At 66.5% G+C, this 12,619-nt stretch carries 11 protein-coding genes; 2 read left to right on the forward strand and 9 right to left on the reverse strand.

Going from position 1 to position 12,619, the window contains the following annotated elements:
• Nucleotides 1-9 precede the first annotated feature (9 nt).
• On the forward strand, nt 10-1,614 hold the full coding sequence (locus ACZ9YD_RS14075) for a GMC family oxidoreductase (RefSeq protein WP_465075891.1): 1,605 nt from the start codon (nt 10-12) through the stop codon (nt 1,612-1,614).
• On the opposite strand, the gene ACZ9YD_RS14080 is transcribed toward ACZ9YD_RS14075, so the two are convergent.
• From ACZ9YD_RS14080 to ACZ9YD_RS14090, 3 genes are all read right to left on the reverse strand, one after another.
• The gene (locus tag ACZ9YD_RS14080) at nt 1,611-2,498 is read right to left on the reverse strand and encodes a DMT family transporter (protein WP_465075892.1); all 888 of its coding nucleotides are present in this window, start codon (nt 2,496-2,498) and stop codon (nt 1,611-1,613) included. The genes ACZ9YD_RS14075 and ACZ9YD_RS14080 overlap by 4 nt on opposite strands.
• A gap of 76 nt (nt 2,499-2,574) precedes the next feature.
• Complete coding sequence (locus ACZ9YD_RS14085) at nt 2,575-4,467, reverse strand: M48 family metallopeptidase (RefSeq protein ID WP_465075893.1); 1,893 nt, start codon at nt 4,465-4,467, stop codon at nt 2,575-2,577.
• A gap of 34 nt (nt 4,468-4,501) precedes the next feature.
• Entirely contained in the window at nt 4,502-5,107 is a 606-nt protein-coding gene (locus ACZ9YD_RS14090) for a LemA family protein (RefSeq protein ID WP_465075894.1), read from the reverse strand.
• Between the two features lie 82 nt (nt 5,108-5,189).
• Here ACZ9YD_RS14090 and ACZ9YD_RS14095 point away from each other — a divergent pair, with 82 nt between their 5' ends.
• Nucleotides 5,190-6,614: a serine hydrolase domain-containing protein gene (locus ACZ9YD_RS14095; RefSeq protein WP_465075895.1), complete on the forward strand. Its 1,425-nt coding sequence runs from the start codon at nt 5,190-5,192 to the stop codon at nt 6,612-6,614.
• Nucleotides 6,615-6,970: 356 nt separating this feature from the next.
• Here the strand turns inward: ACZ9YD_RS14095 and ACZ9YD_RS14100 are convergent, their stop codons facing one another.
• From ACZ9YD_RS14100 to ACZ9YD_RS14125, 6 genes are all read right to left on the reverse strand, one after another.
• Nucleotides 6,971-7,546, reverse strand: a complete 576-nt coding sequence (locus ACZ9YD_RS14100) for a hypothetical protein (RefSeq protein ID WP_465075896.1) — start codon at nt 7,544-7,546, stop codon at nt 6,971-6,973.
• A gap of 847 nt (nt 7,547-8,393) precedes the next feature.
• Nucleotides 8,394-8,789, reverse strand: a complete 396-nt coding sequence (gene gcvH / locus ACZ9YD_RS14105) for a glycine cleavage system protein GcvH (protein ID WP_232137132.1) — start codon at nt 8,787-8,789, stop codon at nt 8,394-8,396.
• A 70-nt stretch (nt 8,790-8,859) separates the two neighbouring features.
• The gene (gcvT, locus tag ACZ9YD_RS14110) at nt 8,860-9,957 is read right to left on the reverse strand and encodes a glycine cleavage system aminomethyltransferase GcvT (RefSeq protein WP_465075897.1); all 1,098 of its coding nucleotides are present in this window, start codon (nt 9,955-9,957) and stop codon (nt 8,860-8,862) included.
• 175 nt (nt 9,958-10,132) lie between these two features.
• Nucleotides 10,133-10,564 (reverse strand): NfeD family protein, encoded by a 432-nt coding sequence (locus ACZ9YD_RS14115; RefSeq protein ID WP_465076049.1) that lies wholly within the window; start codon nt 10,562-10,564, stop codon nt 10,133-10,135.
• Nucleotides 10,565-10,576: 12 nt separating this feature from the next.
• Nucleotides 10,577-11,542 (reverse strand): SPFH domain-containing protein, encoded by a 966-nt coding sequence (locus ACZ9YD_RS14120; protein WP_465075898.1) that lies wholly within the window; start codon nt 11,540-11,542, stop codon nt 10,577-10,579.
• Nucleotides 11,543-11,667: 125 nt separating this feature from the next.
• Nucleotides 11,668-12,615: a DUF6607 family protein gene (locus tag ACZ9YD_RS14125; RefSeq protein ID WP_465075899.1), complete on the reverse strand. Its 948-nt coding sequence runs from the start codon at nt 12,613-12,615 to the stop codon at nt 11,668-11,670.
• Nucleotides 12,616-12,619 lie beyond the last annotated feature (4 nt).

Raw genomic sequence — 12,619 nt, forward strand, 5'->3', positions numbered from 1 at the left:
CGTGCCGCGATGCCTCCCCGTCCCGCTCTCGTCTACGACTACATCATCGTCGGCGCCGGTTCCGCCGGCTGCGTGCTCGCCCATCGGCTCAGCGCCGATCCCGATGTGCGCGTGCTGCTGCTCGAAGCGGGCCCGAACGACACGCACCCCTTCATTCACATGCCCGCGGGTCTGGCGAAGCTGGTCAACCGCAAGGGCGTGAACTGGGACTACGACACCGCGCCCGAGCCGCAGCTCGACAACCGGGCGCTGTGGTGGCCGCGTGGCAAGGTGCTCGGCGGTTCGAGCTCGATCAATGCCATGTGCTACGTCCGCGGCGTGCCGGCGGATTACGACGACTGGGCCGCGCAGGGCGCGCAGGGCTGGTCGTGGGACGACGTGCTGCCGTGGTTCCGCAGCAGCGAGGGCAACGCGCGCGGCGGCGATGCGCTGCATGGCGGCGACGGGCCGCTGACGGTGTCCGATCTGCGCTACGTCAATCCGGTCTCGCGGATGTTCATCGAGGCTGCGCAGCAGGCGGGGCTGCCGGCGAACGACGATTTCAACGGGCCTCAGCAACAGGGCGTCGGCCTGTACCAAGTCACCCAGCGCGATGGCGCGCGGTGTTCGGCGGCGACGGCGTATCTCGATCGCGCCACGCGCGCGCGCGCCAACCTGACGATCCAGACCGGCGCGGTTGCCAGCCGCGTGACGTTCGAAGATGGACGCGCGACCGGCGTGGTGTATTCGACCGCGCGCGGCGCGTTCCACCAGCCGGCGACGCGCGAGGTACTGCTGTGCGGCGGCGCGATCAACACGCCGCAGCTGCTGATGCTGTCCGGCATCGGGCCGGCACACGATCTGCGCCGGCAGGGCCTCAAAGTCGTGCACGATGCGCCCGGCGTCGGCGGCAACCTGCAGGATCACCTCGACATCTGCACGCTGTTCCATTCCACGCAGCGCATCACCTATGACCGCGCCAGCGATGTCGCGATCGCGTGGGATTACTTCGTGCGTGGCCGTCGCGGCCCCGGCACCAGCAATATCGCCGAAGCCGGCGGCTTCTACCGCTCACCGCTCGCACCCGACGACCGCGCCGACATCCAGTTCCATTTCGTGCCGGCGATGCTCGACGACCACGGGCGCAATCGCCTGGCCGGCGACGGCTATACGCTGCACGCGTGCTTCCTGCGACCACGCAGCCGCGGCCGCGTCACGCTGGTCAGCAACCGCGTCAGCGACAAGGCACGCATCGAGGCGAACTACCTCAGCGATGCAGACGGCTTCGATCTGAAGATGATGATCGAGTGCGCGCGCATTTCGCGGACGATCCTGACGCAGGCCGCGTTCGACGGCATCCGCGGCACGCCGATCTTTCCCGCGCGCAACGATCTGAGCGATGCCGAACTCGCCGCGTTCGTCCGCGCGAAAGCGGAGTCGGTCTATCACCCGGTCGGCACCTGCCGCATGGGCGTCGACGACGAGGCAGTGGTCGATCCGCAACTGCGCGTACGCGGCGTGGACGCGCTTCGCGTCATCGACGCCTCGGTGATGCCGGCGCTGCCAGGCGGCAACACCAACGCGGCGGTGATCATGATCGCGGAGCGGGCCGCCGCCGCGATCCGCGCGGGCTAACGCACCCTGGACGCAACCGGTCGCGTCACCAGCCACACCCCGATGGCCGCGAGCGCGAAACCGCCGAGCTTGAGCGCAGTGAGATGCTCGCCAAGCACCCAGCTGCCGAACACGGCTGTCACCGGCGGCATCAGGAAGAACAGCGCAGCGACACGCGTGGCCGCGCCACGCCGGATCAGCACGAACAGCAGCGCAAACCCGCCGAGGGAGTTGACCACCACTGTCCACAACATGGGCAGATAGAAGTCGGATGCATGCGCGAAGCGGAACCCCTCCAGCCACAACGCGCCGGGCAGCAACACCGCAGTCGCAGCGAGGTTCTGCACCGCCAGACCCGCCCGCAGATCGCCCTGCGAGGCGTGCCGCTTCTGATACACGGTGCCGACGCTGATGCCCGCCAGCCCGACGAGCAGTGCGAGCCATGCGGCCCATCCCGTCGCCCCGTCGATCCGGTCGGAGACCACCAGCGCAACGCCCGCCATGCCGAGCAGCAGGCCGGCCCATTGCACCGGTGCCAGGCGCTCGTCGCCACCGGCCACCGTCAGCACCGCCACCACCATCGGCATCGTGCCGATGACCAGCGCCGCCACGCCGGCGCTCGCTTCCCAGGACAAGGCCAGATACACGCCGCCGAACTGCAGCGCGAGCATCAACACGCCGGTCACGGCACTGTGCATGACCGATCGCGCATCACCCCATGGCGCGCGCGCCACGACTGCAAGACCGGCGAACACCAGTCCCGCCACGCCGAAGCGCCAGACCAGCGCGGTCATCGGCGCCGCGTGCTCCACCATCAGCTTGCCGGCGATGTAGCCCGTACACCACAACAGGACGAACGCGGTCCCGAGCGTGGTGTGCGACGCCCCTGGGCGTGAGTCGGTCATGGGTCTTCTGGGCAGGGAGTTCCGTCATCCTCGGCCCCGGGCGCAGGCGCGTCACTGCGACCTTCGGCGAAGCGGCTCAATGCGGCAGCTGCTCCAGCGTCGGCGGCAACGGGCAGTGCAACACGCCACAGATCGTGCGCAGCAGTTCGGACTCGGCCACGCTGACCTGGCCGTCGTGACTGACGGCCGCAGTGATCGCCTCGACCATCACTTGCTTGGCCAGCGGATCGAGCGCGTCGAGCGGCGCCCACACTTCGTCCAGCGCCTGCACGCCACCGGCCGGCGGCGCGTAAGGCACGTGGTCGCGCGGCAGCACGCGCTGCATGCCGGCGAGGTACGCACGCTGCGCGGCGGCCTTGTCGCCGGGGTTGCCGGCCCGCGCGACAACCGCGAGCAGCGTCGCGAACTCCTGCTTCACGTTGCCGGGCTTGCGCCGACCGAACCGGATGTGACGCGCGGGGTCGAGCGTTTCGCGCAGCTGGACTTCGAGCAGGCGGCCGAGACAGTACTCGAACAGCGAAACTGTCTGGTCGGCATGCACCACCGCGTGCACGGTATCGAGGAACGTCGCCAGCTCCGGGCGCGGGCGGCGACGCAGCACTGGAAAGGCCAGCGACGCCAGCGGCATGCGGAGCATCGGATGTAGCTCGCGCAGATAGGTCTCGCGCAGATGTGCCGCCTCCGTCGCCACCGACGCGCCCATGCGCGCGACGATTTCAGTGTGCTGTCGACCGCGCACGACATCGCTGTCGTCGTACAGCAGGGCGAGCACCAGTGGCATCGCCGCCTCGCGATGCGTCGCGACATCGTGCAGCGGATCGCTGATCGCCATGACCAGCGCATGCGCGCGTGCGTAGTCGTCGTCGTGCGGATGTGCGACCTGCGCAGCGACCATCGGCGGTGTCACCGCAAGCGCCCGATCCTTCCGCGGCAACACCTCGCCCGGCGCCACCAGGCCCAGTGCAACATCTTCCTGCAGACCATCCGGCGGATGCGTCATCCACTGCTGCTGCAGGCGTGACAGCTGCTCCGGTCGGAAACCTGGCTCCAGCGCCTGGATGCGCTTGATCAAGGGCGGGTGCGTAGCGAACAGCCCGCTCAGGCCCACGCCATCGCCGAACAGCATGTGGCTGACTTCTTCGGCGTCCTCGCGGTGCGCGAGCCGCGAGCCGCTGTCGAGGCCACCGATCTTCTTCAATGCGCCCGCGATACCGGCCGTCTGCCGGGTGAACTGCACCGCCGATGCATCGGCCAGGACTTCGCGCGAGCGGCTGACGCCGGCCTTGATCATGCGGCCGAAGAACATGCCGAGGCTGCCGACGAGCATCGCCGCGAGCGCGCCGCCGATCACCACGATTGTCGCGCTGTTCCGGAAGCCGCGGCCATGGATCAGGATCTTGCGGCCAATGATGCCGATCATCAGGATGCCGAACAGCACGCCGATCAGACGGATGTTGAGCCGCATGTCGCCGTTGAGGATGTGGCTGTATTCGTGCGCGACCACACCCTGCAGCTCGTCGCGGTTGAGCCGGTCGAGCGCGCCACGGGTCACCGCGACGACCGCATCCGACGTCGAATAGCCGGCCGCGAACGCGTTGATGCCGGCTTCCTGTTCGAGCACATAGATCTTCGGCACCGGCACGCCTGACGCGATCGACATTTCCTCGACCACGTTGCGCAGCCGCCGCAGTTGCGGATCGCGCGTGTCCTCCGACACCGGCACGCCGCCGAGTTGCTGGGCCACCGTGTCGCCACCGCTGCGCAGGGACGAGATACGGAACAGCGAGCCCAGTCCGATCACTGCCAGCGTGGCTAATGCGGCCGCCAGCAGCGGGCCGGGTCGCGGCCCGACGACCAGCAGCACCAGCATGCCGACCATCAGCACGATGCCCAGCACCGCGAGCGAGAACAGCGCGATCAGCCGTGTGCTGTTGCGCCGAGCCTGGGCCTGGCGTTCGAAGAAGTTCATCGCGATGTGACCGGTGACAGCGAGTGGTGCACCCTCAGAACGTCACCTTCGGCACCTCGCGCACTTCGGCGCGATCGGCCGGAATGTCGAGCAGCGCTGCTTCCTTGAAGTTGAACATGCCGGCGAGGACGCTCGAAGGAAACACCTCGCGCTTGTTGTTGTAGGCCATCACCGAGTCGTTGTAGGCCTGACGTGCGAACGCAACCTTGTTCTCGGTGCTGGTCAGCTCTTCGGTGAGCTGCATCATGTTCTGGCTGGCTTTGAGGTCCGGATAGGCCTCCGAGACCGCGAGCAAGCGACCGAGTGCGCCGTTGAGCATTCCCTGCGACTGCGCAAGCTGCGCCATCGCCGCCGGATCCCCGGGATCGGCCTTCGCGGCGGACAGTCCGGCCTGGGCCAGATTGCGCGCCTGGGTCACGGCTTCGAGCGTCTCGCGCTCGTGGCTCATGTAGCCCTTGACGGTCTCGACGAGATTCGGAATCAGGTCGAAACGGCGCTGCAACTGCACGTCGATCTGCGCGAACGCATTCTTGTACGCGTTGCGGGCGGTGATCAGCCCGTTGTAGATACCGACGCCCCACAGCGCCAGACCCGCAGCAACGGCCACCAGCAATACCAGCAGGATCAATGCGCTAGCCATCAAACTTCCCCTTGTTCATGCAATCCATTACACAGGCGCTATCATCGCCGCAGCACCAGAGCATACGCAGGGGACAGGCGCGATGAAAAGCCGATATCCATCCCACCGGCCGCTCGTCCGGCTGGGTCTCATCGGCCTGCTGCTGCCTGCCGCATTGGGCTCAGCCGCGCAGGCCCCGACATCCGCCGATGTCATCGAGAATGAAAGCGAAGACGAGATCACGGCCATCGTGCCGCTTGACGAGCAGGCCAACCGCCCGACGATCGTCAGCCGCGAGGACGCCGTCAAACCGCAGCCGCGCATCCCGGGCCAGGACAAACCGCTGGCGCCTACGTTCGATGTGACCCTGCTCGAGGCGATGGCGCAGGATCTCGTCGCCAACCAGCGCGTGCCGGGCCTGGCGATGGCGATCGTGCACAAGGGCCAGATCCTCAGCGCACGCGGCTACGGCATTACCGACGTCAAGGCGGCCGAACCGGTCGACGCGCATACCGTGTTCCGCCTCGCGTCGCTGTCGAAGTCGTTCGCCGGCACCGTGACCGGCATGCTCGTGTCCGAAGGCGCGCTGCGCTGGGACAGCCACATCGTCGATTACCTGCCCTCGTTGCGGTTCTCCGATCCACTCGCCGCGCAGCAGCTCACCGTCGCCGACGTGCTGAGCCATCGCGTAGGCCTGGGTCGCAATACCTACGACCGCGATATCGAACGCAACGCCGACTACCACGATCTCGTACAGCGTCTCGCCGCTGCACCGATGAGCTGCCAGCCCGGCAACTGCTACGCCTACCAGAACGTCGCTTTCAGCCTGGTCGGTGACGTCGTGTTCGCAACGTCCGGCCAGTTCTACAGCGAGGCGGTCTCGCGCCGGATCTTCAAACCGCTCGGCATGAACGATGCGAGCTACGGCCTGGATGGCATACAGGCGAGTACGCGCTGGGCCAAGCCACATGTGCGCGCCGGCGGTGGCTGGACATCGCTGATGCCCAAGCCCACCTACTATCGGCTGGCACCTGCGGCCGGCGTCAATGCCAGCATCAGTGACATGGCGCAGTGGCTGGTCGCGCAGACCGGGCACCGTCCCGACGTGCTGCCTGCGCCGTTGCTGGCAACGCTGCAGGCGCCGATCGTCGGCACGCCGCCGGAGATGCGCAATTCGTCGTGGCGTCGCGATCGTCTCGACGCCGCGGGTTACGGCCTGGGCTGGCGCGTCTACGACTACGCCGGTCAGCGCGTGGTGTTCCACGGCGGCGCCGTGCAGGGCTATCGCGGCCTGATGGCGATGATTCCCGACCGCGACTTCGGCATGGTCGTGTTGTGGAACAGCGAGAGCAGCCTGCCCTCGGGCCTGCTGCCGACGATCCTCGATCGCGCGATCGGTCTACCGCCGCAACGCTGGCTGGACGTCGATCCGAACCTCGAGACACTGCACGCCCAGCGCACACATGCGCCGGCCTCGATGCAGTCAGCCGGCAGCACGACGCATCGCGCGACGGCGACGCCTGAGTAAGCGCGGCGGAACTCCGAAGGGCAACGGGCCGCCTGTGGGCGGCCTTGTTCGTTCTGCGTCAGCAGCGTGTCCGCGCCGTGTGTTGCGTGCCAGAGCGCGTGGATCGTGTCCTAGTTGTGGCAGCGCGGTCGCTGACAACGCGCATTAGCGCGTCCGGGAGCGATGGGTTGCATTTCGCTTGGCTGTACACAACCTACGTCGACGCGACGATCCGTCGACGTGACGCGCGCCTGCCGGGGATTGGGCCGAGCTCTCCATCTTGAGCAGCGTGCCGGCGCCTGGCGACGGGCAAAAAAAAACGCCTCCTCCGCCTGGGCACGCGGAGGAAGCGCTTTCGATGACGAAGTGTGGCTACGTCAGATCAGCGGCGTCGGAATCGTCGGGATCACGACCGGCGCGGACTTCTTGGTGCGCTTGGCCGGGGCCCGCTTCTTGGTGACTGCCTTCTTGGTCGCGGCCTTCTTCGTCGCGGCCTTCTTGGTCACAGACTTCTTGGTCGCTGCTTTTTTGGTGGCGGCCTTCTTCGTGGCCTTCTTGGCAGTCGACTTCTTCGCAGTCTTCTTGGTCGCAGACTTCTTGGTCGCCTTCTTCGCAGTCTTCTTGGCAGTCGACTTCTTGGCGGTCTTCTTGGTCGCCTTCTTGGCTGCGGACTTCTTCGCGACCTTCTTCTTGGCAACCTTCTTGGTGGTCTTCTTCGCAGCCTTCTTCACCGCCTTCTTCGCGGTCTTCTTGGCAGCAACCTTCTTCTTCGCGACCTTCTTGGTGGTCTTCTTCGCCGCCGGCTTCTTCTTTGCGACCTTGGCGACCTTCTTCGCGACCTTCTTCACAGCCTTCTTGACCTTGCTCACCACCTTCTTGGCGGTGGATTTCTTCGCGGTCTTCTTGGCCGCCTTCTTGGCAGGCGCTTTCTTTACGGCTTTCTTCGTGGCCATGGAATGGCTCTCCTCGTCAGTGGACTTGCATGTACAGCGGCCCAGTTCTCAAACGGCACGCGGGAGTTGGACCCGCGCACAACCGCCGACGCGCACCGCGCATCGGACCGGATTCGAAGGGTGGGTCGTCGGCTGCACGACGTCGCCCCGGTGAAGCGAAAACCTGCACGCGCCATTACTGTCGCGGAGGTCGGGAAAAGGATCGGGAGATTTCGCAGCGGAGATGACGCCCGCATCCACCGTGTGATGTTCCTGGCAGAGGTTCGAGTTGTGCTGCGCGCTGGTGTCGTGGTTCGACTCACTCGTTTCGTTGCGGACGTGTGTTGCCGCGAAACCTAATCACGGTTTTTTCCACTGTCAACAGGTCGTCGCAATTTTCTTTCAGGCCCGCGGGCGTGCATGTCGGGCGATGCGCTGCCGCGATGTCATGCACACGGTGCGATCCAACACGCGACCTCATGCATCACGCGCAAGACGCTTTCGCAAAACATCATAAAAAAAGGCATCAATGCATCGGCACGTTTGTGCTGCATGCATTTCGACGATGCGTGGGCCGGCATTTCCGGCATGGTGAAAAAAGGATCACCCACCCGACCGCAACGTAAATCCGGCTGCGCCGCACGCGACACGTTTGCGCGGTTGCGGGATCGGTTTGCGCGAAAAATGCGCGGCCTTCGAGCGCGTCGATCGACGTTCGCGTCGTGCATCAAGGGATGTCGACAGTCGTGGCGCGACGACTTCGCACGACGCCGCCGTCACGTCATCGGATCGGAACGTCGGAAACGAAAACCGGCGCGTTCCTCTCGGAACGCACCGGTCGATCTCCACGACGGTTCGAGCGAAGACGTCAGTCTTCTTCGCCCTCGATCTGTTCGGCGTACTCGTCGGGCGCGAGCAGCTCATTGAGCTGGTCGGGCTCGCTCAGTTCGACGACGAACAACCAGCCTTCGCCGTAGGCGTCTTCGTTGATCGTCTCCGGCTTGTCGGCCAGCGCTTCGTTGACGGCGGTGATCGTGCCCGAGACCGGTGCATAGACATCGGACGCAGCCTTGACCGACTCGACCACGGCCACGCCGGTGCCGGCCTGGATGTCGTCGCCGACGGCGGGCAGTTCGACGTAGACCAGGTCACCCAGCAGGCCCTGGGCATGGTCGGAGATGCCGATGGTGACCTTGCCGTCACCTTCGATACGGACCCACTCGTGGGACTTCAGGAATTTCAGGTCGCCAGGGATTTCGCTCATGGTCGGCTCCGGGGAAAACGTTCGATCGGGAAGGTGGGGCTAGTGTAACGACGATGCCGCGCGGCGCGCATCAGACGCCGTCGGCGGGCTGGCCATTCTTGACGAACGGGAACTTGACCACGCGCACCGGCACCTGACGCCCGCGGATGTCGACGGTGACCTCACCCGGCTCGCCGGCCGGCACCCGCGCGAACGCGATCGCCTTGCCGATCGTCGGCGAGAACGTGCCCGACAGGATCTCGCCGGCGCCGTTTGCGGTCGCGACCGTCTGGCCGTGACGCAGCACGCCCTTGTCATCCATCACCAGACCGATCATCTGCCGGGGCGCGCCGTCGGCCTGCGACTCCAGCAAGGCGCGGCCGTTGAACGCGCGGCCTTCGTCGAGGGCGACGGTCCAGCCGAGTGCGGCTTCGAACGGCGACACGGTCTCGTCCATGTCCTGGCCGTAAAGCGCGAGGCCCGCTTCGAGGCGCAGCGTGTCGCGCGCGCCGAGACCGGCCGGTGCGACGCCCGCCTCATTCAACGCCGTCCACAGGGCGACCGCGTGCGACTCGCCGACGACGATCTCGAAACCGTCCTCGCCGGTGTAGCCGGTACGGGCGACGAACAGATCGCCGAACGCGGTGCCTTCGAGCGCGGCGGCGGCGAAACGACCGAGCTTGGCGACGGTCTTGCCGTTGCCGTCACCGAGCAGCGCGGCGACCGTGTCGCGCGCCTGCGGGCCCTGCACGGCGATCATCGCCAGCTCGGGGCGCTCGGTCACGGCGACATCGAAGTCGGCGGCCTGCGCGGCGATCCACGCCAGATCCTTCTCGCGCGTCGCCGCATTGACGACAAGACGGAACCAGTCGTCGGCCATGAAATAGACGATCAGGTCGTCCACGATGCCGCCGTCCAGCGTGAGCATGCAGGTGTAGAGCGCCTTGCCCGGCACCTTCAACTTGTCGACCGAGTTGGCAACGAGACGGCGCAGGAAATCGCGCGTGCCCGCACCGCGCAGGTCGACGACGGTCATGTGGCTGACGTCGAACATGCCGGCGTCGCGGCGGACATGGTGGTGTTCCTCGATCTGCGAGCCGTAGTTGAGCGGCATGTCCCAGCCGCCGAAATCGACCATGCGTGCGCCGAGCGCACGGTGGGCATCGTTGAGGATCGTCTTCTGCGTCATCTGGCCGGCTCGCAAGCGGAAAGCCGGGATTATCGCAGGTTGGTCATGCCGGTCGCGGGGACCGGTCGCAGATATGTGCCGAGGTCCAGGACGCTTCGTCTGGTGGTGCGATCACCGCACGATGGTTCGCCCCCACCCAACCCTTCCCCGCTTGCGGGGGAGGGCGTAACGCAACTCAGGCCGCCTCGACGTGCAGGTTCACGCCATCGGTACCGACGATGCGCACGGGCGTGCCGGTGACGAGGTCAGGACCTTCGACGACCCAGAACGCGTCACCGATCTTGATCCGGCCGCGGCCGTCGACGATGCACTGCTCCAGCGGCAACACGCGACCGACGTGCTGCTGCGCGCGGCGGTTGAGCAACGGCTGGTCGCTCTGGCGGGCGCGCTTGCGGAAGAATTTCTGGTAGACCAGCACCGAGAGAAAACTCAGCACGACGAACAGCGCGACCTGGGTCAGCAAGGTCAGCCCGGGCGCGAACAGCGCGACCAGGAACACCGCCGCGGCGGCGAAGCCCATCCACAACAGGAACGCGCCCGGCGCCAGCGTCTCGGCCGCCATCAGCAGCAAGGCCAGCGCGCCCCAACCCGCGACATCCCAGCGCATCCAGTCCATGGCTCAGACTCCAGCGCGCGGACGCTGGACCGGCGGCGGCGTGGGCGAGGCCGGCTTGCCCGACAACGCCTCGCGCGCGAGTTCGCCGATGCCGGCGATCGAGCCGATCAGGCCGCTGGTCTCCATCGGCATCAGCACGAACTTCTGGTTCGGCGCCATCGCCAGTTCCTTGAACGCCTCGACGTACTTCTGTGCGACGAAGTAGTTGATCGCCTGCACGTCGCCATTGGCGATCGCGTTGGACACCATCTCGGTCGCCTTGGCTTCCGCCTCCGCCAGGCGCTCGCGTGCCTCGGCCTCGCGGAATGCGGCTTCCTTCTTGCCCTCGGCCTGCAGGATCGACGACTGCTTGTCGCCCTCGGCGCGCAGGATTTCCGACTGCCGGTGGCCTTCGGCCTCGAGGATCACCGCGCGGCGCTCGCGCTCGGCCTTCATCTGCCGGGCCATCGAATCGATGAGGTCGCGCGGCGGCTGAATGTCGCGGATCTCGATGCGCGTGACCTTGATGCCCCAGGGGTTGGTGGCGTGGTCCACGACATTGAGCAGCTGCGCGTTGATGCGCTCACGGTTGCTCAGCGATTCGTCGAGATCCATCGAGCCGATCACGGTCCGGATGTTGGTCTGCACCAGCGCGATCGTCGCGATCTCCAGATTGGAGACTTCATACGCCGCCTTGGCCGCGTCCAGCACCTGGAAGAACACGACGCCGTCGACCCGCACGACCGCATTGTCACGGGTGATGACTTCCTGGCTCGGCACGTCCAGCACCTGTTCCATCATGTTGATCTTGCGGCCGACGCCGTAGACCACGGGAATCAGGAAGTGCAGGCCCGGCGCCATCGAATGCGTGTACTTGCCGAATCGCTCGACAGTCCACTCGTATCCCTGCGGCACCATGCGCACGGTCTTGAACAGCACGATGACGCCGGCAAGTGCCAGTACCACTGCGAGAAACAGTCCGGTTCCCATTGATCGATCCCTCAGTGCGGGCGGCCGATGCCGCTTGCTTCGAGTATAGGCGCAGGCCGGTCACGCCCCGCCGGACACGCGAAAGGCGGGCATCGCCCGCCTTCCGGTTCACGTCAGCGCTGCGCTCAGTCGCGCGGCGTATCCACCCACTGCGCGAATACGGCATCGATCTGTGCGTCGCTGACGCTGCCGCCGTCCTGCACGGTCTGCGCCTGCTCGAAGAACGGGACGATCAGCGCCATGCCGTCGACCTTGGTCTTCAGATGCACGCCATCCGGTGCAGACAGTCGCACATCCCAGCGCGCGCGCACCCGTGCCCAGTAGTCCTGCGTCGCCTTCCAATAGTCGTAGGCCGGGGTGAAATCGATCGCATCGGTTTTCACGTAATCGTTGAAGCCGGTCTCGCGGACGATGCTGGCGGTCACCGCACCGGCGGCGTCGCGGACATCCTTGCGGTTGTCCTGCTCATGGGTCCAGCCGCCGGGCACGATGGTGTGGCGGTTGACCGCGGCGAGCGCGTTGTAGTCCTCGCGCGTGGTGTATTCGCGGCGCGGCAGCGGACGCCAGCCGGCATCCGACGTCCACGTCGATGCGCCGTTCTGATGGACCCAACGACCGCTGCCGCAGTAGCGCGGCGCATCGCTGACTTCGAACACGCACTGGGTCCAGCCGCCCTGCACGAGCTCGACGGGCACGTCGCGCTGGCGCCAGGTCTGGTCGGATGCGAACTCCCAGCGCGTCGGCGCTTCGAACGTCCAGTCCTGGCGCCAGTGCTTGATCACGTGGCCGCTTTTGACGTCCAGCAGCAGATGCTGCAGCACGATCTTCGTCGGCGTGTCCTCGACGACGATGACGACTTCGTCGCCGCCGCTGCGCTTGGGTTCCTTGCGCGTGTAGCCGGGTGCGAGCACGACGGTCTCGTCGAACAGGAAGCGCACGGTGTATTCGCCCTGCATGCCGAGGATCGCGCTGCGGTCGGCATCAAACGGGGTGGCGGGCGGGCGGGTGGCAGCCGGTGCGGCGGTGGCAGCCAGCAGGGCGGCGAGTGCCAGCGCGGTCGCTTGCGGTGTCATGTCG

It is taken from the genome of Luteimonas sp. AC640a, assembly GCF_979256585.1.